The organism is Flindersiella endophytica (assembly GCF_054779015.1).
In genome coordinates this window covers 185,866-211,414 of the sequence record NZ_BAAGYY010000023.1, presented here as the reverse complement: position 1 = coordinate 211,414, position 25,549 = coordinate 185,866, and the positions used below count along the sequence as shown (strand labels likewise).

The 25,549-nt window shown below is 71.2% G+C and carries 18 protein-coding genes; 11 read left to right on the top strand and 7 right to left on the bottom strand.

Going from position 1 to position 25,549, the window contains the following annotated elements; genetic code table 11:
- Nucleotides 1-21 precede the first annotated feature (21 nt).
- Nucleotides 22-3,753 carry a S8 family peptidase gene (locus ACYVF6_RS25310; protein ID WP_460525010.1) on the top strand — a complete coding sequence of 1,244 codons (3,732 nt, stop codon included), beginning with the start codon at nucleotides 22-24 and terminating at the stop codon, nucleotides 3,751-3,753.
- Nucleotides 3,754-3,841: 88 nt separating this feature from the next.
- Here ACYVF6_RS25310 and ACYVF6_RS25305 read toward each other — a convergent pair whose 3' ends face one another.
- Both ACYVF6_RS25305 and ACYVF6_RS25300 read right to left on the bottom strand, forming a co-directional pair.
- On the bottom strand, nucleotides 3,842-4,354 hold the full coding sequence (locus ACYVF6_RS25305) for a hypothetical protein (RefSeq protein ID WP_460525009.1): 513 nt from the start codon (nucleotides 4,352-4,354) through the stop codon (nucleotides 3,842-3,844).
- Between the two features lie 78 nt (nucleotides 4,355-4,432).
- Complete coding sequence (locus ACYVF6_RS25300) at nucleotides 4,433-4,885, bottom strand: gamma-glutamylcyclotransferase (RefSeq protein ID WP_460525008.1); 453 nt, start codon at nucleotides 4,883-4,885, stop codon at nucleotides 4,433-4,435.
- A 50-nt stretch (nucleotides 4,886-4,935) separates the two neighbouring features.
- Between ACYVF6_RS25300 and ACYVF6_RS25295 the strand changes: the two genes are divergently transcribed.
- Both ACYVF6_RS25295 and ACYVF6_RS25290 read left to right on the top strand, forming a co-directional pair.
- Nucleotides 4,936-6,339 (top strand): NAD(P)H-quinone dehydrogenase, encoded by a 1,404-nt coding sequence (locus ACYVF6_RS25295; protein WP_460525007.1) that lies wholly within the window; start codon nucleotides 4,936-4,938, stop codon nucleotides 6,337-6,339.
- Between the two features lie 97 nt (nucleotides 6,340-6,436).
- Nucleotides 6,437-6,748, top strand: a complete 312-nt coding sequence (locus ACYVF6_RS25290) for a hypothetical protein (protein WP_460525006.1) — start codon at nucleotides 6,437-6,439, stop codon at nucleotides 6,746-6,748.
- Nucleotides 6,749-6,810: 62 nt separating this feature from the next.
- On the opposite strand, the gene ACYVF6_RS25285 is transcribed toward ACYVF6_RS25290, so the two are convergent.
- Nucleotides 6,811-7,728 carry a LysR family transcriptional regulator gene (locus ACYVF6_RS25285; RefSeq protein ID WP_460525004.1) on the bottom strand — a complete coding sequence of 306 codons (918 nt, stop codon included), beginning with the start codon at nucleotides 7,726-7,728 and terminating at the stop codon, nucleotides 6,811-6,813.
- Between the two features lie 99 nt (nucleotides 7,729-7,827).
- On the opposite strand from ACYVF6_RS25285, the gene ACYVF6_RS25280 reads away from it, so the two are divergent.
- From ACYVF6_RS25280 to ACYVF6_RS25265, 4 genes are all read left to right on the top strand, one after another.
- A complete protein-coding gene (locus ACYVF6_RS25280; RefSeq protein ID WP_460525003.1) occupies nucleotides 7,828-8,760 on the top strand; it encodes a DMT family transporter in 933 nt (310 codons plus the stop codon).
- Between the two features lie 43 nt (nucleotides 8,761-8,803).
- Nucleotides 8,804-9,655 carry a hypothetical protein gene (locus tag ACYVF6_RS25275; protein WP_460525002.1) on the top strand — a complete coding sequence of 284 codons (852 nt, stop codon included), beginning with the start codon at nucleotides 8,804-8,806 and terminating at the stop codon, nucleotides 9,653-9,655.
- 289 nt (nucleotides 9,656-9,944) lie between these two features.
- Nucleotides 9,945-13,637 carry a S8 family peptidase gene (locus tag ACYVF6_RS25270; RefSeq protein ID WP_460525001.1) on the top strand — a complete coding sequence of 1,231 codons (3,693 nt, stop codon included), beginning with the start codon at nucleotides 9,945-9,947 and terminating at the stop codon, nucleotides 13,635-13,637.
- A 5-nt stretch (nucleotides 13,638-13,642) separates the two neighbouring features.
- The gene (locus ACYVF6_RS25265; RefSeq protein WP_460525000.1) at nucleotides 13,643-14,638 is read left to right on the top strand and encodes a hypothetical protein; all 996 of its coding nucleotides are present in this window, start codon (nucleotides 13,643-13,645) and stop codon (nucleotides 14,636-14,638) included.
- A gap of 13 nt (nucleotides 14,639-14,651) precedes the next feature.
- Here ACYVF6_RS25265 and ACYVF6_RS25260 read toward each other — a convergent pair whose 3' ends face one another.
- Both ACYVF6_RS25260 and ACYVF6_RS25255 read right to left on the bottom strand, forming a co-directional pair.
- Nucleotides 14,652-16,430, bottom strand: coding sequence for an acetyl/propionyl/methylcrotonyl-CoA carboxylase subunit alpha (locus ACYVF6_RS25260; RefSeq protein WP_460524999.1), 1,779 nt, complete (start codon nucleotides 16,428-16,430; stop codon nucleotides 14,652-14,654).
- Nucleotides 16,431-16,502: 72 nt separating this feature from the next.
- Nucleotides 16,503-18,548, bottom strand: coding sequence for a vWA domain-containing protein (locus ACYVF6_RS25255; RefSeq protein WP_460524998.1), 2,046 nt, complete (start codon nucleotides 18,546-18,548; stop codon nucleotides 16,503-16,505).
- A gap of 142 nt (nucleotides 18,549-18,690) precedes the next feature.
- Between ACYVF6_RS25255 and ACYVF6_RS25250 the strand changes: the two genes are divergently transcribed.
- A complete protein-coding gene (locus ACYVF6_RS25250; RefSeq protein ID WP_460524997.1) occupies nucleotides 18,691-20,610 on the top strand; it encodes a serine/threonine-protein kinase in 1,920 nt (639 codons plus the stop codon).
- 14 nt (nucleotides 20,611-20,624) lie between these two features.
- Complete coding sequence (locus ACYVF6_RS25245) at nucleotides 20,625-20,852, top strand: hypothetical protein (RefSeq protein ID WP_460524996.1); 228 nt, start codon at nucleotides 20,625-20,627, stop codon at nucleotides 20,850-20,852.
- Here ACYVF6_RS25245 and ACYVF6_RS25240 read toward each other — a convergent pair.
- Both ACYVF6_RS25240 and ACYVF6_RS25235 read right to left on the bottom strand, forming a co-directional pair.
- Nucleotides 20,836-22,176 (bottom strand): hypothetical protein, encoded by a 1,341-nt coding sequence (locus tag ACYVF6_RS25240; protein WP_460524995.1) that lies wholly within the window; start codon nucleotides 22,174-22,176, stop codon nucleotides 20,836-20,838. The genes ACYVF6_RS25245 and ACYVF6_RS25240 overlap by 17 nt on opposite strands.
- 8 nt (nucleotides 22,177-22,184) lie before the next feature.
- Nucleotides 22,185-23,462 carry a hypothetical protein gene (locus tag ACYVF6_RS25235; protein WP_460524994.1) on the bottom strand — a complete coding sequence of 426 codons (1,278 nt, stop codon included), beginning with the start codon at nucleotides 23,460-23,462 and terminating at the stop codon, nucleotides 22,185-22,187.
- 58 nt (nucleotides 23,463-23,520) lie between these two features.
- Between ACYVF6_RS25235 and ACYVF6_RS25230 the strand changes: the two genes are divergently transcribed.
- Both ACYVF6_RS25230 and ACYVF6_RS25225 read left to right on the top strand, forming a co-directional pair.
- Entirely contained in the window at nucleotides 23,521-25,101 is a 1,581-nt protein-coding gene (locus ACYVF6_RS25230) for a serine/threonine-protein kinase (protein ID WP_460524993.1), read from the top strand.
- Nucleotides 25,101-25,547: a GNAT family N-acetyltransferase gene (locus tag ACYVF6_RS25225; RefSeq protein WP_460524992.1), complete on the top strand. Its 447-nt coding sequence runs from the start codon at nucleotides 25,101-25,103 to the stop codon at nucleotides 25,545-25,547. Before ACYVF6_RS25230 ends, ACYVF6_RS25225 begins: the two co-directional genes overlap by 1 nt.
- Nucleotides 25,548-25,549 lie beyond the last annotated feature (2 nt).

The window sequence follows — 25,549 nt, the reverse complement described above, 5'->3', positions numbered from 1 at the left end:
CGTGGGAGGGAATCAACTTACGTGCGAGCAGTTCGTGCAGTCGTGGCGTCCGCCGTTCTGGTGGGCGCGAGCCTGGTCGCAGCCGGTGGCGCGACCGCTCATTCCGAACCAACGACAGCGACAGCGGGGTCGCCGTCCTCCAACACCCCAGGCGCCACGTCCTACCGCCTCACGCTGGTCACGGGCGACGTCGCCCGGTTCACCCTGCTGCCGGACGGCCGGCGCAGTGCCGTACTCGAGCAGCAGATGCAGCCCGGACGGCCCTATTTCACCGGCGACTACGGCGGTGATCTGCACCTGATCCCGGCCGAGGCGATGCCGTACGTCAGCAGCGGCAAGCTCGACGACCGGCTGTTCAACCTGTCGGAGCTCGTCGAGCAGGGCTACGTCGACGACGCGGCGCCGCTCCTGCTCAGCGCAGGCGCCGGCACAGGCAAGCAGCGCGTGACACCGAAGACGCCTGCCGGCGCGGTCAAGCGGCACACGCTGGAGAGCGTGTCGAGCATCGCCGTCACGCCGGCGAAGGGCAGGGAACGTCAGCTCTGGCAGGCGATCACGGCCACGAGCTCCGGCATCGGCCAGGTCCGCCTGGACGCTCGCGTCCGCGCGACACTGGACCAGAGCGTTCCGCAGATCGAGGCTCCGACGGCCTGGCGAGCGGGGTACGACGGCAAGGGCGTCAAGGTCGCCGTGCTCGACACGGGATACGACGCCGGTCACCCCGATCTCGCGGGCCGGGTCAGTGCCGGCAAGAGCTTCGTACCCGGTGAGACGGTGCAGGACGGCTTCGGCCACGGTACGCACGTCGCGTCGATCGTGGGCGGGAGCGGCCAGGCCTCCGGCGGCAAGCGGAAGGGTGTCGCGCCCAGGTCCGACCTGCTGATCGGCAAGGTGCTCGACAACAGCGGCGGCGGTGAGCTGTCGTGGGCGATCGAGGGCATGGAGTGGGCCACCGCGCAGGGCGCGCAGGTCGTCAACATGAGCTTCGGCGCACCGACGTACGAGGGCGACGAGGACATCATGGCTCAGGCCGTCGACCGCCTCTCGGCCCAGTCCGGCACGCTGTTCGTCGCCGCGGCGGGCAACGCCGGGCCACGGAACCAGACGGTGCTGAGCCCGGGTACGGCCACGACCGCGCTGACCGTCGGCGCGGTGAGCAAGCAGGACGACCTGGCGGGCTTCTCCAGCCGCGGTCCTCGCCTGGGCGATGGCGCGCTGAAGCCGGAGGTCACGGCACCGGGCGTCGACATCGTGGCGGCGAAGGCCGAGGGAACGTCGATCGGCCACGACGTGAGCCAGTGGTACACCTCGCTTTCCGGCACCTCGATGGCGACGCCGCACGTCGCGGGTGCGGCCGCGATTCTCGCGCAGCGGCATCCGGACTGGACGCCGGCGCAGCTGAAGACGGCGCTGGTGACCAGCACGGAGCCGGCTCGTACCGCGGAGAGCAGCGGTCCTTCCGAGGCCGCGCAGGGGACCGGGCGGATCAACATCGCGCGGGCGCTGTCGCAGCGGGTGCTGGCGAGTGCGGGCTCGGTGTCGTTCGGCGACCTGGCCTGGACGGGCACCGCCCGGCAGCCGGTCTCGCGGCGGGTGACCTACACCAACACCAGCCGGGTACCGGTGCTGCTGAACCTGTCGGCGTCGGTCTCCAACGCCGGCGCGGGCAGCGACCAGGCGGCGCTCACGGTGTCGCCACGGCGGCTGATGATCGCGCCGGGACGGACGGGCACGGCCACGGTGCGGCTCGATCCGGAACGTACGCAGCCGGGCTCGTACGCCGGAACGCTGGTCGCGCGGAGCGGGCTCACGACGTTGCGGACCGGGCTGGGATTCACCGTCGGTGCGCCGCTGCACGAGCTCACGGTGTCGGCGCTCGACCGGGACGGTAAGCCGGCGCAGGCCGTCAGCGGCGTGCAGCTGATGAGCCTCGACACCGGCGACACGATCGTGTGGGCGTTCGACCGGGAGGGGAAGCGCAAGCTGCAGGTGCCGTCCGGACGGTACTCCCTGGTGGTGTTCGCGTTCACAGACGACGGTGGCGGCTGGGACCAGTCGGCGACCGTGATGGGCGACCCGGACTTCCGGATCGACGAGTCGATGTCGCTGTCGTACGACGCGCGGCAGGTCAGCCGGCGCCTCTTGGTGAGCACGCCGAAGGACACGGACGTGTCGAGCTATGTGCTCGCGTGGTACCGCAAGCTGGGCTCGCGGACGGCGCTGTCCGGGTGGAACCTCTCCGGGCGTACCGAGGAGGTCTACGTCCAGCCGTTCTCCCGGGTGCGCGACGGGGAGTTCAAGCTCACGCACCGGTGGGACCTCGCGCAACCGCAACTGACGGTCGACGTCGAGGGCGCCACCGGCCTGCGGCTGCCGACGCCGGACAAGGCGGGCTACGACACGCCTGCGTACGTGGGCGACGAGCGGCTGCCGGTCGTCAACGCCGGCACGGGCACCTCGGCGGAGTTCGAGGCACTGGACGCTCGCGGTGCGGTCGCGTTGGTGACGTGGGTGAGCCGGCCGGCGGCCGCCGCGCAGGTCAGGGCCGCGGCTCTGGCCGGCGCGAAAGCCGTGTTCCTGTGGAAGGACGCACCCGGCTGGTGGTCGGAATCGCCTGCTGGAGCGACGATTCCGGTCTACACGCTGGAACAGCTCGAAGGGCGTCAGCTGCTGGCGCGGCTGCCGGCAACGGCTCACCTGGTGGGCGTACCGGACAGCACGTACCGCTACGACCTGCTGTTCGCCGAGTCGTCGCTGGCCGGGTCGGAGCCGTTGCGGTACGACGCGGCACGGCTGCCGCTGGCTTCGGTGCGGACGTCGTTCCACCTGCACGACGCGCGGGCGCTGACGCACCGGGACTACCGCGACGCGTACGCGCCGGGCATCTCCACCGGCTTCCCGGCGACGCGCGAGGTGAATCCGCCGTTCACGCGGACGGACTACGTGCTGGCCGGGGACATCTCCTACGTGACCAGGGCGTACGCCGACCTGTGGAACTGGGCGGGCCTGGAGTACGCCGTGGCCGCGTCGTACCGGCGTGGCGAGCAGGCGACGGCCGTGTGGTGGCCGGCGATCGTGCGGCCCGCGGTGCCGGTGGGCACCGGCTCGGAGGCCGACGGGCTGCCGGTCGCGCGCTTCGAGGACGCGATCCGGGTGGCGATCCCGCAGTTCATGACCGGCGACCTGGCCACCTACGGCTGGGGCGACAACCGGCGGGACCGGACGTCGCTGACGCTGCGGCGGAACGGCACCGTGGTGGGCACGGTGCCGTGGTCCGTGGCCTCGTTCGCGGTGCCCACCTCCGCGGGGACGTACGAGCTGCAGCTCGACGTGTCTCGTACGCCTGCGGCGTGGGCTACGACGTCGACGTCGTCGAGCTCGGTGTGGCGCTTCACCTCGGGCCACGTCTCGGGGCGCCAGGTGCTGCCGTTGCTGCAGACGACGTACGCGCTGTCCACCTCGCAGGCGAACGTGGTCTCGCCGGATGCACGGCTGATCCTGCGTCCGGGCTACCAGCCGGGAGCGTCGGGGCCGGGCGGCATCCGTTCGGCGGTGGAGGTCTCGTACGACGGCGGCGCGTCGTGGTCGAAGGCAGCCGCGGCCGCCGGCAACGGCCGGGAGGTCTCGTTCGTCCTGCCCACGGCGCCATCCAGTGCCGAGGCCGCGACCTTGCGGGTCACGCTGACCGACAGGGACGGAAACCAGCTCCGCCAGACCATCGCCAACGCCTGGCACGTGAGTCCGGCCGAGTAGAGAACGTGGGCCCGGCCGCGCTCGCCCCCGGCCGAGGGCTCACCTGAAAGGGCGCCCTGCTCCATGTCGAGGTGGAGCAGGGCGCCGGCTAGAAGCCGTTGTAGTCGGGAGGCAGGGACGGCGTGGAGACTGACACCACTGCCTTCGCGCCGTCGATCTCCAGCAGGGTGATCCTGAAGTCCCCGAAAGGCGCCCAGTCGTCCGGCTTCAGGAGCAGGGTGGCCTGGCCGCCGTCGGGGTAGTCGACCAGGAACAGCACGTCGTTCGCCCTGATGCGGCGGACGGTAAACGTGGGATTGCTCCTGCCGACCGGAATCGCCACGCCTCTCGAGACGGCGACCTCGCAGGTCCTGTCGTTACACGTTCGCACCCGCCTTCCGTCGGCGGGATACGGCGGCGGTTCCACGGTCGTGGGGACAACGGTGGGAGCAGGCGTCGTGTACGTGGGAGTCGGGGTCGTCAGCGAAGGCGAAGGCGTCAGGGTGGACGGTGGCCCGGTCGTGGACCCCTGTGGTGTCGGCTCCGCCTGAGACTCGACCGGCTCCGGTGAGCATCCGGCCAGTGCGAGCGCGAGCAGGGTCAGGACGATCGCCGGTCGCATGTGGACTCCGAGCAGCTGGGGACGCTTGGGTGGCTCATCACCGTCAGCGTGCCGTCATATCTCCGGGACCGGTCCCGGCTACGGTCCGACACTCCGGCACGGGCGGTGCCGCAGCTCCGAGGTGTAGTCGTCGGGCGCGCCGGCCTCTTCGGCGGCGTCAGCCAGGATGCCGAGGTAGCGGGCCGACGGGAGGCCGCCCTCGAACGCGTCCAGGACGTACAGGAACGCTCCCACCTCGCCGTCCAGCGTCTCGATGCGCACCCTGATCTTCCGGTAGAGCCCGAGATCGGCACCCTCCCAGCCCTGCAACGCCTTCCGATCCGCCGGTGCGATGTCGTACAGCGAGACGAAGACCTGGGACGTCGGGTCTTCGACCACGGTCGCGAGGGCGCCTTCCCAGCCGCGGTCCTCGCCACCGAACGTGAGCCGCCAGCCGAGCAGCCAGCCGGTGCCGCGCAGTGGCGAGTGGGGGCAACGCTCGGCCATCTCGCGCGGGCTAAGGTTCGCCGCGTACGCGGCGTACAAGTTCACAACCAGTGAGAGTAATGTGCGCCGGCCGCCGTGCGGAAGAATGGAGCCTCGTGACGCGTGTCGTGATTATCGGTGGTGGACCAGGCGGTTACGAAGCGGCTCTGGTGGCCGACCAGCTCGGAGCCGACGTGACCGTCGTCGACCGGGACGGGCTGGGCGGGTCGGCGGTCCTGACCGACTGCGTGCCGAGCAAGACGCTGATCGCCACGGCGACGGAGGCCACGGAGGTACGCGAGTCGGGCGAGCTGGGCGTCCGCATCCTCGGTGCGGAGCCCGACGCCAAGACCGTCGACGTCGCCATCGCGAAGGTCAACGCGCGGGTCAAGGCACTCGCGCACGGGCAGTCCGAGGACGTCGCCCGGCAGCTCGACCGCGAGGGCATCCGCATCCTGCGCGGCGTGGGCCGGCTCTCCGGCCCCGACCAGGTGATCGCGGAGCTCGCCGACGGCGGCACGGAGACCCTGCCGGCCGACGTCGTGCTGCTCGCGACCGGTGCCTACCCCCGTACCCTCCCCGACGCCCAGCCCGACGGCGAGCGGATCCTCACCTGGGAGCAGGTCTACGACCTCGACGAGGTGCCGGGCCGGCTGATCGTGGTCGGCTCGGGCGTCACCGGCCTGGAGTTCGCCGGCGCCTACTGCGGCCTCGGCTGCGACGTCGTGCTGGTCTCCAGCCGCGACCGCGTACTCCCGTCCGAGGACGCCGACGCGGCCACCGTGATCGAGAACGTCTACAAGCGCCGCGGCATGGAGGTCCTGTCCCGCTCGCGCGCCCAGTCGGTCGAGCGGACGTCCGACGGCGTACGCGTCACGCTGACCGACGGCCGTACCGTCGACGGCACGCACTGTCTGCTGGCCGTCGGCTCGCTCGCCAACACCGAGGGCATCGGCCTGGAGTCGGCCGGCGTACAGCTGGACCGCGGCTTCATCCACGTCGACCGCGTCTCTCGGACGACGGCCCGCGGCGTCTACGCCGCGGGCGACTGCACGGGCGTCCTGATGCTCGCCTCGGTCGCGGCCATGCAGGGCCGGATCGCGATGTGGCACGCGCTGGGCGATGCCGTCCAGCCACTGAACCTCGAGTCGGTGTCGGCGACCGTGTTCACCGAGCCCGAGATCGCGACCGTCGGCTGGACCCAGTCCGACATCGACAGCGGTGCGAAGCAGGCGGTCGGCATCAAGCTGCCGCTGGCAGGCAACTCACGGGCCAAGATGCAGGGCGTGAACGACGGCTTCGTCAAGCTGTTCTGCCGCCCGGGCACCGGCATCGTGGTCGGCGGCGTCGTGGTCTCACCGCGGGCCAGCGAGCTGATCTACCCCGTCGCGATCGCCGTGCAGGAGAACCTGACAGTCGACCAGCTCGCCCACACCTTCACCGTCTATCCCTCGCTGACCGGCTCGATCGCCGAAGCCGCCCGCCGCCTGCACTTGCGCGACCAGCCCGGCCGCTCCTGACCAGCTCCGGTCGTCCGGAGGGGCGATAGGAGTCGGGACGGCCGAATGGGGGAATGGAGATCTCCGGATCGGGTGGGCGCTCGACGAGGAGATGGACATGGCCAGGGCGTCGGTACGTGCGGTGTGCGGGCTGCTGGCCGGACTCGCCATGGTGGCCGTCACGCCGGAGGGCGCGAGCGCCGCGACGGCCGCGCAGGTCGGATGTGTGGTGTCGATCAGGTACGAAGCGCCGGTGGGCCCGAGTCCTGCCGGATCGAGCGACCCATGGTCGCTTCCGTTGTTGCGCGGCCAACCCGACCCGGATCACCTGTGGCGCAAGTGCCCCGACGTCGCCGCCGACCCGCACCTGAAGCAACCGCTGTGGAACGGGCCGGCCTGGGGGATTCCTTCGCTCGGCAGCTTCGTCTGACCGGCAGGGGAGCGACGAACGGCCGGAAAGTCGCCGGCGCGTGTGAACTGGGTGGCGCGAGCTCACTCCAGCATGGGTTCCGCGCCGGGTAGTGCCAGCTCTGCCGAGGCCTTCTTCAGCAACTCCACCAGCTCCCCCGCCAGCGGCGGCGTCCACCGCTCGCGACGGCGTACGACACCGATGTAGCGGTACGGCGCGGGCCGTAGCGGCAGCACGCTGACCCCCCGCAGGTGCCTGGACAGGGCCAGCGCGGGGATCAGCGCCACCCCAACACCGGCCGCGATCAGGGTCTGGGCGAAGGTGTAGTCCGAGCTCTGGCAGGCCGCCCGCGGCTCGAACCCCGCCGCCGTGCAGAACTGGTTGACCTGCTCGCCGCAGTAGCTCTGCCCGAGGATCCACGGATCGTCGGCGAGCTCGGCCAGCGAGACGTGATCGCGGCCGTCCAGCGGGTGCCCGGCCCTCACCACGGCGTACATCTCCTCGCGCAGCAACGGGGTGTGGTCGAGGTCGCGCCGCCACGCCCGCGGCGCCGCCGACGTGTGGAAGTGGCAGGTGATCGCCAGGTCGACCACGCCGTCGCGCAGCAGCGGCAGCGACTCGTCGACCTCGGCGTCGTGGACGGTGAGCTCGACGTCGGATCGCCAGGTCAGCGGCGCCAGCGCCAGTGGCAGCAACGTCTGACCGGCGCTGGCGAACGTCGCGACCGCGAGCCGGCCGACGCCGCCGTCGGAGTAGACCTCGAGGTGGCGCTGCACCTGCGCCAGGTCGGCGACCACGCCGGTCGTCGCCTCGGCCAGGAGGCGGCCGGGGTCGGTCATCCGGACGCCGCGGGGGCTGCGCGCCACGACCGGCACGCCCAGCGAACGTTCGAGCGCGCCGATCTGCTGCGCCACCGCCGACGGCGTGATGCGCAGCGACCGGGCAGCGGCCGAGAAGCTGCCCGTCCGTGACACTTCGTGCAGGACTCGAAGGCGGTTCATGTCGAGCATGCTGTGCCTTTCTGGTTTGAAGGTCAGCTTAAAAGCCGGTCGCAAGGTTGTAGTTGCTCTTCAGAGCGCCCGGCCGCGACAGTTGATCCCATGACACGTCGTGCGTGGGCCGAGCTGGTCGGCCTGTCGGCCATCTGGGGATCGTCGTACCTGTTCATCAGCCTCACCCTGCGTGGCTTCGGCCCGTTCGCGCTGGTGTTCCTGCGGGTCGGGCTGGCGGCCGCCGTGCTGGCACCGGTGCTGATCCGGAAGCGCGCCGCGCTGGCCGGCCGCTGGCACCTCGTGCCGCTCGTGGCGCTGCCGCAGGTCGCCGTGCCGTTCGTGCTCATCAGCGCGGGCGAGCAGCGCATCGACTCCGGGCTGGCCGGGATCCTGGTCGCCACCATGCCGCTGTGGCTGGTCGTCCTGATGCCGCTGCTCGGGCTCGGGCGTCCCGCGTTGCGGGCGGTGCTCGGGACGCTGACCGGCCTGGTCGGCGTCGTCCTGCTGCTCGGCGGCATTGGCCACGGCCCGGCCCCGGACCTGCTCGGCGCGGGCATGATCGTCGCGGCCGCGGTCTGCTACGCGATCGGCGTGGCTGCGGCCAAGCGGTTCATGACCGGCGTCGATCCGGTGGTCGTGACCGCCTCGACGATGACCACCGCCGCCGTGGTCACGGCACCGTTCGCCGTGTTCGAGGTCCCCGGCCGCCTGCCGTCGGCATCCGTGCTCGGTGCGCTGCTGGCGCTCGCCCTGGTCTGCACGGCGGGGGCGTTCGTGCTCTTCTACCGCCTGATCGCCGAGGCCGGGCCGCAGCGCGCCGGGCTGGTGGCTTATCTCGCGCCGCTGTTCGCCGTGACGTACGGCGCCGTGCTGCTCGGCGAGCCGATCGGTGCCGGAACCTTCGCCGGACTCGCCCTGATTCTGTTCGGCTCCTGGCTGGCTACCCGGCGTGCACGGCCCGCGCGTACGGTCGCGGTCAGTGTCGAGGCCGACCCTCCGCTGGGGAACACGGAACGGTCGCCCGCTCGTCCCATAAGCTAAAGGAACGGCAAAGAGCTGCGCCGGCCTCTGAGGGAGAGCACACATGATCTGGGTACTACTCGCGCTGGTCGCTGTCGTCGTGATCGGCGCGGTCGTGGTCAACCAGCGCAACAAGCGGGAGCGGCTCGAGCTCGAGGCCGCCGAGTTCCAGAAGGTCAAGGCGTTCGCGAGCGAGGACGTCGTGAAGTTCGGCGAGGAACTCCAGCGGCTCGACACCGACGTGCTGGGCGTCCAGCTCGACGACGCGACGCGGCAGGACTACGAGCGCGCGCTCGACGAGTACGACACGGCCAAGAAGCAGCTCGACACGGCCAGGACTCCGGCCGACATCAAGCCGATCACCGAGATCCTCGAGGACGGCAAGTACGCCGTGGCCTGCGTACGCGCGCGGATCAACAACGAGCCGCTGCCGCAGCGCCGCCCACCGTGCTTCTTCAACCCGCAGCACGGCCCGTCGGCCGAGGACGTCGACTGGGCTCCGGCCGGCGGTGCGTACCGCCGCGTCCCGGTCTGCGCGGCCGACGCCGAGCGGGTCAAGGCGGGCGCCGAGCCCGACATTCGCAAGGTCGTGAACGAGGACGGCGAGCGCGTGCCGTACTGGCAGGGCGGACCTGCCTACTCCGGCTGGATGCAGGGCTACTTCGCCGGCTTCGCCACGTCCGGCCTGCTGCCCGCGTTCCTGATCGGCTCCATGATGGGCGGCATGTGGGGCGGCTACGGCGACGGCGGCTACGGCGACGAGGGTGGCGGCGACGGCGGAGATGGCGGTGACGGCGGCGACGGCGGTGACAGCGGTGACGGCGGCGATGCCGGCGGTGACGCCGGTGGCGGCGACTTCGACATGGGAGGCGGCGGCGACTTCGGAGGCGACTTCGGCGGTGGCTTCGACTTCTAGCCCAACCCGAGATCGCTGACAGCCGCACACTGGCCAGGCCCGTTCGAAACTGACGGGCCTGGCCAGAGCTTTTCCTACAGGCAGAACGGGTGGACGGCCGTCCGGTTCTCGATCGCGGGACCGTTCACCATTCGTCTCCTCGTGCCCGGCGATGCTCCACACCCGGGACGTCCCTTTTCCCGCATGAGCGCGAACTCGCGGACCAAAAGTCGCGAACAACCGTTCGTCAGCTCATTCCGACTTCGCACAGAGGCCGGCAGCCGGCCGGCTACGGGAGGGACAACCAGACATGTCGACCAGAAGCCGCTTCACGGCGGCGGCCGCGCTGGTAGCAGTCGCGGCAGGCCTGCTCGCCGGAGCACCGGGCCTGCCCGCGGCCGCCAGGCAGCCGGCCCGGAGTCCGAGCCAGGCAGGCCGAACAGGCACCCACACGGTCACGCTGATCACCGGTGACAAGGTGATCATCGGCGCGGGGAGGGCGGGGCGCGAGCGAGTCACGTTCGTACCCGGCCGTACCAACCCGTCCGACGCGATCCAGATCGTGCGGCAGAACGGCAAGACCTACGTCATCCCCAGCGCGGCGCGACCCCAGTTGCGTAAGCTCGATCCCACGTTGTTCGACGTCACGACGCTGGTGGCACAGAAGTACGACGACCAGCACCTCAAGACGCTCCCACTGATCGTCCGGTACGCCGGCAGGCCGCCCACGACCAGCCTCAAGGGTGCGAAACGCGACGCGAGCCTGGAGTCGATCGAAGCGACCGCGCTGCGCGCAGACAAGCGCACGACCGCGACGTTCTGGCGGGAACTCCAGGGCAGCAAGGGCGTCGAGCGCGTCTGGCTGGACCGCAAGGTCAAGGCTTCGCTGGATCGCAGCGTCCCGCAGATCGGTGCTCCGCAGGCATGGGCCAAGGGCTTCGACGGCGAGGGCGTGACGATCGGTGTCGTCGACACCGGAGTGGACCCGACACACCCCGACCTGGCCGGCAAGATCGTGGCCAGCGCGAACTTCTCCGGAGCCGCCGACGCGGTCGACCACTTCGGGCACGGCACGCACGTCGCCTCGATCGCGGCGGGTACGGGCGCCGCGGTGAACGGCAAGTACAAAGGCGTTGCCCCGCAGGCGAAACTGGTCTCGGCCAAGGTCCTCGACGACGACGGCTACGGCTACGAGTCCGACGTCATCGAGGGTATGGAATGGGCCGTCGGACAGGGCGCGAAGGTGGTCAACCTGAGCCTCGGCACCGGTCCGACCGACGGAACCAGCCCGGCCGACGTCGCTGTCAACGAGCTGACCGAACAGTCCGGAGCGCTGTTCGTGATCGCGGCCGGCAACGATGGGCCGAAAACGGTCTCCAGCCCGTCGACCGCCGACGCGGCGCTGTCGGTCGGCGCGGTCGATCGCGACGAGTCGCTCGCGTTGTTCTCAGGCACCGGCCCGCGCAAGACCGACGGCGCCATCAAGCCCGAGATCACCGCGCCCGGCGTGGGAATCGTCGCCGCGAAGGCCGCGGGCACCGAGCTCGGCGAGCCGGTCGGCGACAACTACGTCACGCTGAGCGGTACGTCGATGGCGACGCCCCACGTCGCCGGTGCGGCCGCGATCCTCGCACAGCAGCACCCGGACTGGAAGGCCGCGGAGCTGAAGGCCGGCCTGATGAGCACGGCCAAGCCGAACGACGCCAACACCGTTTACGAGCAGGGCGCCGGCCGGGTCGACGTCGCCCACGCGGTCGACACCGCGGTGCACGCGTCGAGCGGCAAGCTGGAGTTCGGCTACGTCCGCTGGCCGCACGAGAACCCAGCACCGGCCACCCGCGAGCTCGCCTACTCCAACGACTCGGACACCGCCGTCACCCTGGACCTGTCGGTCGCGGCGACCGACGTGCCGGCGACCGCGTGGACGCTCTCCGCGCAGACGCTGACCGTCCCCGCTCACGGAAAGGCGAGCGTCGGGGTGACGCTGAATCTCGACGGTCTGGCGCCCGCGCACTACGGTGGCGTCCTCACCGCGAAAGCCGTGGGCGAAACCCTGCGTACGCCGGTCGGCTGGTACCTCGAGCCCGAGCTCTACGAGGTGACCGTGCACGGCTTCGACCGCGCAGGTGTGCCGGGCGGCTCCACTCTCGCCGTCACCGACATCGACGATGGCGAGTGGTACGCCGAAGACCCGTTCGTCCCGTTCGACAACGGTGTCGCCAAGCTGCGGATCCCGCCGGGCAGGTACAGCTTCGGCAGCCTGATGTTCGACGATCCGACCGACGCCACTCCGTGGCAGTACACCCTGGCTGTTGAGCCCGAGGTCGAGGTGAAGGGCGACACCAACCTCGTCCTGGACGCGCGGAAGGCCAAGCCGGTGAAGCTGTCCGTCCAGGGCACTCCGCGGCTGTCGAACCGGTCGGTGAGCTTCGGCTACGTGTCCGCGGCCAGGCAGCCCACGGGCTTCGGAGGCTATGGCCTGGTCGGGCTGGAGGCTGACGAGACCAACAGCCTGTTCTACGCCACGCCGACCAAGCCGGCCGAGACGTCCGACTTCGAGTTCAGCGTCGGCGCGCGACAGGAGCTGCCACCGATCAGCCTGGACGTGGTGGGAGCCCCCGAGGTGAAGCTGGATCCGCGCTACATGCCGTTCGCGAGTCGGAGGCTCAACGGGACGTCCCGGATGCCGGTGGTCGACTTCCAGCCGGGTGACTCCGCCGACGGCGCGATCGCCCTGATCCGCAGGGAAGCCGGCATCTCACCGGCCGAGCAGGCGAGCGAGGCCGCGAAGGCCGGAGCGAAGCTCGCGCTGATGTACACCGAGGACTCACCCGGCCGGCTGGCCGAATGGTACTTCTGGGGCGGCGAGGTGGAGCCGACGCCGAACCTCCCCATCGCGGTGACCAGCCGGGCGGCGGCCGCGCAGCTGAAAGGGCTGCTGGCCAAGGGGCCGGTACAGATCGACACCAAGGCCGTCTTCCCGGCGACCTATGTCTACGACCTGGCGGTTCCGGTCGACGGGCGGGTGCCTGACGACCCTTCGTTCGCCGTCGATCCGAAGCAGTTCGCCAAGCTGGACACGACGTTCGGCGGGCCGGCTCCGCAGGCACGGACGTCGGAGGCGAGGGCCGGTCTCACCCCGATGGGATTCGATCACGGTCCCTGGTTGCTGCCTATGTTCCCGTCGCCGTCGAAGCGGATCGACTACGTCCAGGGCGGTCCGGTGCGGTGGTCGCAGGTCGTGCTGCCGAACAACAGCTGTCCGGACTGCTATGTGAGCATGACCGAGGAGCCGCGAACCTATCGGGCCGGCCAGCGGGAGCAGGTCCGCTGGTTCCACCCGGTCGCCACGCACTCGTTGCCGGACAACACGACCAGCTGGTTCGAGGTCACGCGGACCGGGACGCAGTTCTCCGCGTACGTTTCCGCGTTCACCGACCAGGCCGACCGGACGAGCGAATCCGACGACGCCCAGCACCGGCTCCGGCTCTACCGCGACGGTGAGCTGCTGGCCGACGAACCGTACAACGGGATCTGGACCGAGGTCCCGGAAGGAGCGGCGACGTACAAGCTGGAGCTTTCCAGCGAACGGTCGTTCGACTGGTGGAAGCACTCCACGAAGCTCTCGTCGGCGTGGACGTTCCACTCCGAGGGCGGAGCCGAGGAGAAGCGGCTGCCGCTGCTGCTCGTGAACTACGACCTGCCGACGGCCGATCCTTCCGGCCAGGTCGGGGCCGGCGAGGTGGTGCCGGTCGAGCTCGCGATCCGGCACCAGGCGGGGGCGGCCGCGCCGAAGTTGAAGTCGGTCGCGTTCGCGCAGTCGTACGACGGCGCGAGCTGGCAGCCGGTCACCGTGGTCCGGGTCGGCGAGGGGAAGTACCTCGCGCTGGTCAAGCATGCCAAGTCCCAGGCAGGCAAGGCGGTCTCGCTGCGGGTCGACGCCACCGATGTCGAAGGAAATCGGCTGGTTCAGACCGTGACGAAGGCCTACGGCCTACGCTGAGGGGCATGACGACGGCAGGGTCCTCGTGGCGCACGGCGGTTGCTGGCATCCTGCTCGTCCTGGGCTGCCTGGCCGCCGCGGGTGCCGTTCCGGCGATGTGGGCGAAGCAGCAACTCACCAGCGGCCGATACCTCACGACCGTGCGACCGCTGGTCAAGGAGCCCGCCGTCCAGGACGCGGTCGCGGTCCGGGTCACGACCGAGCTGCGTACGGCGCTCAACATCCAGGGCATGGTCGACCGCGGGCTGGCGGCGGCGCAGCTGGCGGGCATCCCGCGGTCGGTGCTCGACGATCTGCGTGGCGTACTGCAGCCGGCCGACGCGGCGGTGACCGCGCTGGCGGAGAAGGAGATCCGGACCGCCCTGGACACCCCCGCGGCCGAGCAGGTGTGGCTGGACGCCAACCGTTCGGCGCGGGATGCGATCGTGCGGGGTGACCGGACCGAGGTGGTCGTCGACCTGACGCCGTTGGTCGAGCAGGTGCGACGGCAGCTGGTGGCGGAGGGCCTGACGGTGGCCCGGCAGGTCAAGGTCGGCAACCCGAAGCTCGTACTGGTGCGAGGTGAGTCGCTGGAGCAGGCGCGGGTGCGCTACGAGCAGCTGGCGTCGCTGGCCATGGTGCTGCCGGTGGTGGCGGGCGGGTTGCTGGTGCTGGCGTTCCTGGTGTCGCGGCGGCGCAGGCGGTTGCTGCAGCTGGCCGGGATCGGCGTGAGCCTCGCGATGGTGGGGTTGCTGGCGGCGCCGGAGTTGTTACGGGACAGGGCGCAGCGGTCGTTCGGCACCGAGCAGCCGTCGCGGGCGATCGCGACGGAGTTGTACGACGCGCTGGCCGGTTCGTTGCGTACGACGACGTTGTGGGTGCTGGCGGGAGCGGTGGTGTTCACGTTGGTGATGACGCTGATCCTGTCGGAGCGCGCGCGTAGTGCCGCCCGGCTGGACCGGCGGGGCGAGTCGCGGATGGAGTCGGCTGCCGAGCCGCCGCCTGGGTCCGCCGCCGACTGAGCCGGCGGGTTGCTCAGTCCTTCAGCTCGCAGATCACGGCGCCTGCCGTGACGGTGGTGCCGACGGCGGCGGACAGCCCGGTGACGACCCCGGCCTTGTGGGCGTTGACCGGCTGCTCCATCTTCATCGCCTCGAGCACCACGACCAGCTCGCCCGGCTCGACCCGCTGGCCTTCCTCGACCGCGACCTTCACCAGCGTGCCCTGCATCGGCGAGGTCAGCGCGTCGCCCGAGGCGACGGCCGTCGCCTGCTTCGAGCCACCACGTCGCGGCGGCCGCCGGTCGCCCGTACCGCCACCGCCGCCGTTCGCGGACGACGTGCCGAGGCCGGCGGGCAGCACGACCTCCAGCCGCTTGCCGTCGACCTCGACGGTGACGCGCTCGCGTTCCGCGGGACCCGCGGCCGCGGTCTCGGCGGTCGGGCCGTCGTACGGCGGGATCTGGTTGTCGAACTCGGTCTCGATCCACCGCGTGTGTACGCCGAACGTTCCGTCGGGCGCCGTGAACGCCGGGTCGCCGAGCACCGCGCGATGGAACGGGATCACGGTCGGCATGCCCTCGACGACGAACTCGGCCAGCGCGCGCCGGGCCCGCTCCAGCGCCTGGGTACGGTCCCGGCCGGTGACGACGAGCTTGGCCACCAGCGAGTCGAACGCGCCGGGCACCGTCTCGCCCTGGTCGTAGCCGCCGTCCAGCCGGACGCCCGGACCCGACGGCGGGTGCCAGCGCAGCAGCGTGCCGGGCGCGGGCAGGAAGCCGCGGCCCGCGTCCTCGGCGTTGATCCGGAACTCGATCGAGTGCCCGTCTACGACCGGGTCGCCATAGCCGAGCGCCTCGCCGGATGCGATCCGGAACTGCTCGCGGACGAGATCGAGCCCGGTGACCTCCTCCGAGACGGGGTGCTCGACCTGCAGCCGCGTGTTGACCTCGAGGAAGCTGATGGTGCCGTCCTGGCCGACCAGGAACTCGCAGGTGCCCGCTCCGACGTACCCCGCCTCGGTCAGGATCGCCTTGCTGGCTTGGTAGAGCGTGTCGATCTGCGCCTGCGAGAGGTACGGCGCCGGCGCCTCCTCGACCAGCTTCTGGTGCCGCCGCTGCAGCGAGCAGTCGCGCGTCGAGACCACGACGACGGTGCCGTGGGAGTCGGCCAGGCACTGCGTCTCGACGTGCCGCGGGCGGTCGAGGTAGCGCTCGACGAAGCACTCGCCACGGCCGAACGCCGCGACCGCCTCGCGGACCGCCGAGTCGTACAGCTCGGGGATCTCCTCCAGCGTCCGCGCGACTTTCAGGCCGCGCCCACCACCGCCGAACGCCGCCTTGATCGCGACCGGCAGCCCGTGCTCCCGGGCGAACTCGACCACCTCTTCGGCACCGGACACGGGGTCCTGCGTGCCGGCGACCAGAGGAGCGCCGACCTGGTTCGCGATGTGCCGGGCGCGCACCTTGTCGCCGAGCGCGTCGATCGCGGCCGGCGGCGGCCCGATCCAGGTCAGGCCGGCAGCGCCGACCGCGCGGGCGAACTCCGCGTTCTCGGCGAGGAAGCCGTAGCCGGGGTGCACCGCGTCCGCGCCCGCACGTGCCGCGACCTCGAGCAGCGCGTCGATCCGCAGGTACGTCTCCGCAGGCGTGGCGCCGCCGAGGGAGTACGCCTCGTCGGCGAGCCGGACATGCAGCGCATCCCGGTCGGCGTCGGCGTAGACCGCGACGCTGCCGAGGCCGGCGTCCTCACACGCACGGATGATCCGGACCGCGATCTCGCCACGATTGGCGACGAGCACCTTGCGAATAGCCACGGACGGCTCCCTCCTGACTCCGGGAGTCTAGTTAGCCGTTCGCCGGGCCTGCGAGGTCAGTACGTCAGTCCGTCAGTACGGCGAGTCGAAGAACGCGGCCTGCCTGGCCGACCGCCGCCGCACGATCTCCCGGACGACCATCGCTATCACGAGCGCGACCACGATCGCCGACAGCACGATCACCAGGATGAGCTTGCCCGGCGTGAGCGACTTCTGTTCCGCCGGTGTGGCCGCCGTCGTGGCCGTCGTCTCCGGCCGGGACTGCTCCGCGCGTTCGGTCGGAGCCGGCGACGGTGGTGCGGTGCGCTTCACCACGCCCGAGATGCCGTCGACGCCCGGGCCGAGCAGCGCCTGCGTGCCGGAGTAGATCGGCGTGCCGAAACCGCCCGTCGCGCCAGTGACCGAGATCCCGAGGTCGACAGGCACGACGTAGGACTGCCTGTCCTTGTCGCGCCCCAGCGAGATCGCGATGTAGTAGTCGCCCGCGACCGAGGAGTTCTTGTGCTCCCGGTCGATCGCGGCCCGGTTGCCGTACGTCACGGCGAGCGTGCTGGTCACCGCGCGCACGGACTTGTCGTCCTCGAGCATGGTCGTGTCACGCGCGATGATGCCGGAGGAGTACGCCTGCGCGGCGCCGCGGGTCGGCGCGATCATCCGCAGGTCGAGCGGCTGGGGATAGTCGGTCAGCGCGGCCAGCTTGGAGTCGGGCTTGGCGGCCTTGGCCTCGACCTGCATGCGCTGGCCCCAGTTCAGCCGGACCTTGATGAACTGCACCTCTCCGGGGAACAGCGACGTGAGGTACTGCCCGGGACCAACCTTCGGCGAGTCGGAGAACGACGAGCCGGGCGTGATCGGCTGGCCGGCTCCTGCCGGTATGTCCTGCCAGCGCGGGTTCGACGGCGCCTTCTCCTCCAGCAGCGACTGGTCCTTGATCGGCGGCTCTTCCACGACGACCATCTCGACGGGTACGCCCTCGAGGTTGTCGCCCTGGGCGCCGTTCTTGGAGCCGTCCTGCCGCAGCATCAGGATCAGGTCACCCGAGGAGCAGCCGGGGTTGTCGGCGGTGAGCTCGTCCCAGCTCGACACCGCCGCGGTGACGAGCGGGTTGGTGTTGGCGTAACTGACCTCGCTGCCCGTGCCGTAGCCGCAACTTCGGCCGTCGAGCGCGGTGGTCTCGAGCTTCAGCGTGTTCATCTGCTCGCCGGGAGCGGGCCGCGCGGTCGCGCCGACGTGCAGCGTCGAGCCCGGAATCGTCCGGCGCAGCCGGTAGTACTTCGCCTCCTGCAGCGCCGGCGCGGTGTCGACGTACTTGCCGGCGGTCAGCACCGGGCCGGACGGCTTCTTGTCCCGCGAGCCCCGGATCTCACGCCCGTCGACGCGGAACGGCCGGAACGCTCGTACCGCCAGGCGTTCCAGGCTGTCGACGAGGTCCTCGGCGTCGTCGGTGTTGTAGTAGGTCCCGTTGCCGGCGTCGGTGATGCAGCGCAGCTGCTTGCTTGCCTTCTCGTCGACCTTGAAGCCCACCACGTCGATCTTCAGATCAATTCCGAGCCCGCTGATCGCCTTGGCGGTCGCGCAGGGGTTCGGGTCGCAGGTCTCCTCGCCGTCGGACACCAGCAGGATCGTGCGCTTGCCGGACGTGCCGAGGTCCTTGGCCGCGGCCCGCAGGCTGTTGGCGATCGGGGTCTCACCGTACGGCCGGAAGCCGTCGACCGCGCCGGCCAGCCCTTTCCTGTCGACCGGCCCGACCGGTACGACGCTCTGCGTGTCGTCGCACGCACCTGGATCTTTCTTGGAGAAGACCTTCGCGCCATAGACGCGGAGACCGACCTGCGCGCCCTCGGGCAGCTTCGGGATCAGCTCGTGGAACGCGTGCTTGGCCGCGTCCATCTTGGTCTGACCGCTCGCGTCGGGATCCGCCATCGACCCGGAGGAGTCGAAGAGCAGAACGAGCTTGTTGTCCTTGTCCTGCCCGGAGTCCTGCCCGGAGTCCTGCCCGGACGCGGGCACACCAGCTGGTTGGGAAGCAGGCACCGCGGCATTGGCGGCCAACGGGACGAAGGCCGCGGAGAAGAGAAGGAGTGCGACCACGGCGCGACGGACCGATCGTCTCTGCATGTTCGTGCGCAAGTCCTGCCAACTAGGTGTCTGGGGCACTGCTGACAACTCGTGAGGGAGTTTGCCAGTCTTGTGACCGAATGGCTAGGGGCCATGGGTCAGTGCCTAGGATCACATGTGCGAGGAGGGTTAGGAGCGGTACGTGGGTGAGCTGTTCGCCGGGCGGTACGAACTAGTAGATCCCCTGGGCCAGGGTGGCGGTCTGGGATCGGTGTGGCGTGCCTGGGACCACAAGCGGCAGGAATACATCGCCGCCAAGGTGCTCCAGCACGCGGATGCCGCTGCCTTACTGCGGTTCGTCCGCGAGCAGTCGTACCTCGTCGACCATCCACACGTCGTGATCCCGGCGGGCTGGGCCGGCGAGGGCGACCGGGTCCTGTTCACGATGCGGATGGTGTGCGGCGGCTCGACCGAGACGCTGCTCGACGCCTACGGCACGCTGCCGCCGGAGTGGGTGGCCGTGCTGCTCGACCAGCTGCTGTCCGCGCTGGTCGCCCTGCACGCGCTGGGCATCGTGCACCGCGACCTGAAGCCCGCGAACCTCCTGCTCGAGCCCACCGGCACCGGCGAGCCACAGCTGTGTGTGTCCGACTTCGGCATCGCGACCCAGCTCGGCCAGCCCCGGCTGACCCGGGCGTCCAGCTTCGTGGGCACGCCTGGGTACATGGCGCCGGAGCAGGCGCAGGGTGCGGGACCCGATCCACGGCAGGACCTGTTCGCGTGCGGTGCCGTGGCGGCCGAGCTGCTGCGCGGCCGTTCACCCGCGACGCCTGACGGGGTGCCGGCGGCACTGGAGACCGAGGCGCCGCTGGGCGTGCCGGCACCGCTGTGGGGCGTACTCCGGCGGCTCGCCGCGCGCGATCCCGACGAACGACCGGCCGATGCGGCGCAGGCCCGGCAGGAGCTGGCCGACTCGGGCTCGCTGCCGTCGAACTGGCCGGCGGCGGGTGGAGCGGGGATCCAGGTCACCGACCACACGCCGCCGTTCCCCGCCGACTGGGGACCGGAAGGGCCGCTGGGCGAGCCGCGGATGCTCGTACGCGAAGGCACCGGCATACCGGCGGCGGTCTTCCATCGCAGGTACGACGAGCCGGAGGCGGAGCCGGAGCCGGCCGAGGCGGCAGAGGCTGAGGTCGCGGAGGCACGGCCGGAACCCGCTGCCGAGGTCGCCGAGCTGCAGGAGCTGCCCGAGGTCGTGGAGGCGCCCGAGCCGCTCGCACCCGAGCCCCGGCCCGAGCCGGAACCCGAGCCCGTGGCGGCCGCGGCCGAGCCCGAGTTCGAAGCGGAGCTGGAACCAGAGCCAGAGCCAGAGCTGGAACCAGAGCCGGAGCCGGAGCTGGAGCCGCTGGAGACCGAGGCCGAGCTGCCCACGCTCCAGCCGTCCGCGGCAGCCGACCTGGCGCCGGCGGAAGCCGAGCCGGAGGAGGACTACGAGCCGGCGCACGAGGCCGAGCTTCAGCCGGCACCCGAGCCCGTACGCGCCCGCGAGCCGGAGCCGGAGCTGGAACCCGAGCCGGAGCCCGAGCTGGAACCCAGCTTCCGGTCCGAGACACCGGTCGAGGACCTGCTGTCCGACGAGCAGCTGGCCCGCCCGGAGCCGCAGCCACCGGTCCGGCCCGAACCCCGGCGGCAGGCCCAGCGCGAGCAGCCCGCCCGCGGCCCCTGGGCGACCGAGCCCGAGTGGGCGGCCGAGCCGCCCGCCCGCGAGCCGTCCGGCGAACGGGAGCGCCCCGAGGGGCGCCCCGAGGAGCGCCCGCCGGTACCCAGCCGGTTCGCGACTCCGCCGCCCGAGCGCCGCCCGCCCAGGCGCCCGACCCGGCAGGGCCCGCAGCCCCGTCCGGCGCGGCCACCCGTCGACGCACCCAGGCGGGAGCGCGAACGAGCCCGCGAGCCCGTCCAGCAGAGCGGACCGGTGTGGGCGAGCGATCGCCCGGCCGCCGCGCAGCCGGCGCAACCACCCCGCCGCCGCGGCGGGCGAGTGGTCCGCGCCGTCGCCGTGTTCGCGACCGTGGTGGGCGCGATGTTGCTGCTCGCCGCCGTGGCGCTCATCTACTTCCGCTGACCGCCGGCTGGCTGATGGTGCCCGCGCCGGCCTGGTTGGCCGGGCCGGTGGCTGGTGGCGGGTCGATCGTCGTCGGTGTTCAGCTGCGTCGGCTGACCGCCGGCTGGCTGATGGTGCCCGCGCCGGCGTGGTCGGCCGAGCCGGTGGCTGGTGGCGGATCGATCGCGCCCGCGTCCGCGTCGTTGTCGGTCGAGTGGCTGGTGGTGGTCTGCTTGTCGCCGGTGTTCAGCTGCTTTCGCTGACCACGCTGTCCTCGTACTCCGGGCGGCGGCGGCTTCTGGCCCTGGTGATGATCAGGGTGGCCAGGCCCGACAGCAGGAGTACGGCGCCGGCGATCGCCAGCAGGCCGATCGTGCCCGCGCCCGCGTCGTCGTCGGTCTGCTCGGTGGCTGATGGCAGGTCGGTCATCGCCAGCTGCGAAGCACCCGGGCCGACGACTTTCTGGCCGGCGGGGTAGGCCGGAGCGGCGTCGGGCCGGCCGGCGACCTTGATGGTCAGCTCGTACGGCAGCCGGTAGGCCTGGCGCTGCTTGTCCTCCGACAGCGTGACCATCACGTAGTAGTCGCCGGCCAGGGAGGCGGCTTGTTGTTCCGGGTCCTCACCGCTCCGGTTGTTGTAGCGGACCGGCAACGTCATCGCCGACAGCAGAGTGTCCTGCGTGAACGAGATGACGTCACCGACCTGCCCGGGCGCGGTGGTCGAGTCGGCGCTGGCGAAGCCGCGGGTCGGCCCGTACAGGCGCAGCGTGATGGTCTGCTCGAGCGGGTCGAGCTCGCGCTGGAACGCCGCCGACGGCTTCTGGACCCGCGCGGTCGCCTGCAGGGTCTGGCCCCAGCCGACCGGCACCTTGAACAGCCGCGCCTCGCCGGGCTGGATCTCGCTCTGGTAGGAGCCGGTACGCAGATCCCTTGCCTGGTTGAAGGATGTGCCGCCCGTGACGTTGGTCGCCCGCGAGACCGGCGGCATACCGGTCCAGTCGTCGGGCTCGCCGGCGGCCGGCGGAAGCTCCGCGGTGGCGGCCGGCGGCTCTTCGGTCACGGTCAGCTCGAACGGCGATCCGGTCAGCCTGGCGGCGTCGGGGTCCGGAGAGACCCGCAGGATCAGCTCGCTGTCTCTCAGGCACCGCTTACGAATCTCCGCGGCGGGCGACCAGCTCACCGCGGTCGCGCTCTCGACGGAGTTGCGGCGCTTGACCTGGAAGTCGTTGTCGAACGTCTCGCCGTAGCCGCAGTCGAGACCGTCGGTCGTGAGCAGCCGCAGCACAACGGACTCGCGATCGCTCGACGCCGACTTCGGGCGCCCGCTGAGGCCGACGTACAGCGTCGAGTCGGTGTGGGAGCGCGCGACGGTGTAGTAGAGGTCGGCGCCGTCACGTCCGAACTGGTCGGCGTACTGCCCCGGCTCCAGCCGGGGTGCGCCGTCCGGCGCGGCTGCGCCCCGGACTCGCTTGCCCTGCACGGCGAACTCCGCGGGCGCGCGTACCTGCTCAGCCGACGCCGTGGAGGCAGCCGCGGCAGCCGGCAGCACGAGACCAGCCGTCAGCAGTACCGAAACAGTCAAGGGCACAGTCCGGATCATGCGGTCCTTCGCAGGAAGAGCGCTCCGAGTACGACTCCGATCAACACGAGTACACCACCCACAGACGCGATCCCGATCGAAATCGGTCGATCCAGGCCCGCGAGCTTGGTGCCGGATTCATCGGATGACTGGGGTGGGCTTGGTGTTGCGAGCCCAACGTAGTCCGGCCGCCCGGACTGCTTGCCGGTCACCGCCACCGAGACCTCGACGGGTACGGCGAAGTCGCCGTCGTCCCTCGCGAGCTCGAGCGAGAGGTAGTAGTAGCCGGCCATCGACACCGGCCAGTTGTTCTCGCTCTCGCGGTTGCGGAAGCGCACCTCGGGCAGCTTGGAGTGGAACGGCCGCGGCTCGTCCGGGACGTAGGTCTGCGGATCGGAGTCCTCGATCTCCGCACGGACCGGGTTGTACGACCGCAGTGTGGTCTCCAGGCCGTCGTCCTCGTCGATCTCGTCCTGCAGCGCGCTGTCGGGTTGCAGGCGTACCGATGTGGACAGCTGCTGACCCCAGCCGACCCGGATGCGGTAGAAGTGCACCTCGCCGGGCCGGATGCTGTCGCGCGCGGTGCCGGGCTCCAGCGTCGCGGCGTCGGCGAAACCGGGGCCGCCGGTCACCGGCTTGGTGGGCCGCGGTGCGACGCCTTCGTCGTTGACGATCGAGGTCTCGTCCGGCGGCGGCAGCGACTCGGTGTGCGCGGCCTGCGGCTCCTCCACGATCTGTAGTTCGAAGTCGAGCGGCTTGGTCGCGTCCGGCGTTTCTGTGCTCGAGTCGCCGCGGCGTACCTCGAGGACGACCTGGCCCTGGCCGGCGCACGGGTCGACCTCGCCGTCGTCCGGGAGGCCGATCGACACGTCGCTGACCGACAGGCCGCGCAGGCCGTAGTTGGCGTCGCGCAGGTGCGCCCAGCTGGCGCACTCGTCCCAGTTCTGGGTACGGACGCTGACAGTGAGGCCGTCGTCGCCGTCCTTGTCGTCGTATTTCGGCGGCCGGGCCGTCGCGGAGAAGTACATGACGGCCTTCGGGGTGTGCTCGACCAGGTAGTACTTCACACCGGACGGGTCGCCGACCGGGCCGATCGTGTCGTGATAGAGACCGGGGACGATCGTGGGGGCGTTGGACGGCGTGCCGATCCCGTGGACCGCGGTGCCGCGCGGGATGAAGTCGCGGACCTTCGAGTCGTCGGCCTGGGAAGGCGAGCCGATCGCGAGCAGGCCAAGTATCAGCGCGGCGCAGCACGCCGTCAGCCGGCGCGGCGCTAGTCCTCGGCCCCAGTTCATGCGGTCTGGCCCTCCCAGGCGAGCGGTCCGGGCCATTCTGCCCCTATCCTCGGTTGCCGTGGGTGAGGTGTTCGCCGGTCGGTACGAACTGGTCGACCCGCTCGGCGCGGGCGGCATGGGTTCGGTGTGGCGTGCCTGGGACCACCGCGCGCGGGCGTACGTCGCCGCGAAGGTGCTGCGGCAGGGCGACGCGTCGGCGCTGCTGCGGTTCGTTCGCGAGCAGTCGTTCCGGATCCACCACCCCAACGTCGTGACGCCGCGCAACTGGGCCGGCGAAGACGAGCGCGTGCTGTTCACGATGGAGCTGATCAGAGGCGGCACGCTGTCGCTGCTGCTCCAGCGGTATGGCCGGCTGTCCCCGCAGTGGGTGGCGGTGCTGACCGACCAGGTCCTCGCGGCGCTGTCGGCCGTACACGAAGCCGGTCTGGTGCACCGGGACATCAAGCCGGGCAACATCATGCTGCAGCCGACCGGGCGGGCGCGGCCGGTCGCGAAGCTGATGGACTTCGGCGTCGCCGTACCCGTGAACGAGCCGCGCCTGACCCGGGCGTCGCAGATGCTGGGAACGCCGGGTTATCTGGCGCCGGAGGTGTTCGCGGGCGCGGATCCGGAGCCGAGGCACGACGTCTACTCCATGGGCGTACTCGCCGCCGAGATGCTCAGCGGCCGGCGGCCCGATCCCGACTCCGGGATCTCGGCGACAGCGCCGGAGAACGTGCCGGTGGCGATGTGGGAGTACGTACGAAAGCTGGGCGCGTGGCCGGTGGAGGAGCGGCCGGAGTCGTGCCTCCAAGCCCGGCACCTCCTTGCGGAGTTGGAGATCCTGCCGCCGGAAGGCGTGCCGCCCGAGGACCCGACCGGGCGGGTGCAGGTGTTCGACGTGGTCGGGCCGCTGCCGTCGGGATGGGGGCCGGACGGGCCGTTGCCCGGGCCGCCGCCACAGCATCCGGCGGGTGTGCTCGGCGGGCTCGGTGGGCCGCGGCCGGCTGGTGCGGTTCCGGTGCCCGGGCAGGTGCCGTCGGGCCGTTCGGCGTCCGCTGCCGGGCCGGTGCGGTCGAGTGGGGCAGGGCAGTCGCCTGGTTCGATGCAGCCGGCCGGGCCGGGGCAGCTGGGCGGATCCGGGCCCTCGAACGGGTCGGGGCAACCTCGTACACCGATGCCGGCCGGCGGTCAGCGGCCTCCCGGCGGCGCGCCGGCGGGCCATCCGCCGCACGCCCCGACACGCAGCGCGACGCCACAGACGGCCCAGCAGCGAAGCGCGACTCCGATCCAGCGCAGAAACCTGGCGCCCGGGCAATCACAGTCCGCTCAGCCACAGTCCGCTCAGGCCGACCAGCCGGATCCGCCGAAGCGCAGGCGGCGCTGGCCGCTCGCCGTAGCCTCGATCCTGCTGGTCGTCGCCGGGCTGGCGCTGGGCAGCTCGATCTGGTGGGCCGACTCTTTCTTCGGCGCCGACGATCCCGGCGGCGAGCACAACCCCGCACCGAACTCGAGTGCGACCTCGGCTCCCCTCGACCCGACCGCGACCGCCGGTGGTGCGTGCGACTTCACCGAGGTGGGCTCGCAGGCCCGTACCTCGGCCGGCGAGATCCTGGTCTGCCGTAAGGACGGCCGGGCCTATGTGTGGAAGGTCTCCTGATGGCGTTGGTGTTCGAGGTGGTCGAGCCGTCGGGTGGCGATGCCGTCCTGCACGACTGGCGGGAGATCCACAACCTGATCATCCCCACCGCCGCGCTCTCGATCGACGAGGTACGCGAGCGGGCTTCGCGTAACCACCTCGAGGTCGCGTATCTCGACGGTGTGCCGGTGGGCAACTCGACCGTCCGTCCACCGTCGGACGATCCGGCACTGGCAACGGTGATCGCGCGGGTCCTGCCGGAGTACCGCGAGCGTGGCTTCGGCGATCAGATCTTCCAACGCTGCTTGGCGAAAGCGCGCGAGCTCGGTGCCCGGCGGATCGAGACCATCGTCCTCGAGTCCAACACCGACGGCCTGCGGTTCGCGAGCCGGCACGGCTTCGCCGAGTCCGAACGGTACGTCCTCCCAGGCGACACGATCCCGTTCGTCCACCTCAGGCTGAGCTGATT

Bases quoted from the DNA above. Each gene is read 5' to 3' on its own strand.
- ACYVF6_RS25270 (WP_460525001.1), top strand. From the start codon at position 9,945: ATGTCGACCAGAAGCCGCTTCACGGCGGCGGCCGCGCTGGTAGCAGTC.
- ACYVF6_RS25265 (WP_460525000.1), top strand. From the start codon at position 13,643: ATGACGACGGCAGGGTCCTCGTGGCGCACGGCGGTTGCTGGCATCCTG.
- ACYVF6_RS25275 (WP_460525002.1), top strand. From the start codon at position 8,804: ATGATCTGGGTACTACTCGCGCTGGTCGCTGTCGTCGTGATCGGCGCG.
- ACYVF6_RS25235 (WP_460524994.1), bottom strand. From the start codon at position 23,462: ATGAACTGGGGCCGAGGACTAGCGCCGCGCCGGCTGACGGCGTGCTGC.
- ACYVF6_RS25280 (WP_460525003.1), top strand. From the start codon at position 7,828: ATGACACGTCGTGCGTGGGCCGAGCTGGTCGGCCTGTCGGCCATCTGG.
- ACYVF6_RS25255 (WP_460524998.1), bottom strand. From the start codon at position 18,548: ATGCAGAGACGATCGGTCCGTCGCGCCGTGGTCGCACTCCTTCTCTTC.
- ACYVF6_RS25285 (WP_460525004.1), bottom strand. From the start codon at position 7,728: ATGAACCGCCTTCGAGTCCTGCACGAAGTGTCACGGACGGGCAGCTTC.
- ACYVF6_RS25305 (WP_460525009.1), bottom strand. From the start codon at position 4,354: ATGCGACCGGCGATCGTCCTGACCCTGCTCGCGCTCGCACTGGCCGGA.
- ACYVF6_RS25225 (WP_460524992.1), top strand. From the start codon at position 25,101: ATGGCGTTGGTGTTCGAGGTGGTCGAGCCGTCGGGTGGCGATGCCGTC.
- ACYVF6_RS25245 (WP_460524996.1), top strand. From the start codon at position 20,625: ATGGTGCCCGCGCCGGCCTGGTTGGCCGGGCCGGTGGCTGGTGGCGGG.
- ACYVF6_RS25290 (WP_460525006.1), top strand. From the start codon at position 6,437: ATGGCCAGGGCGTCGGTACGTGCGGTGTGCGGGCTGCTGGCCGGACTC.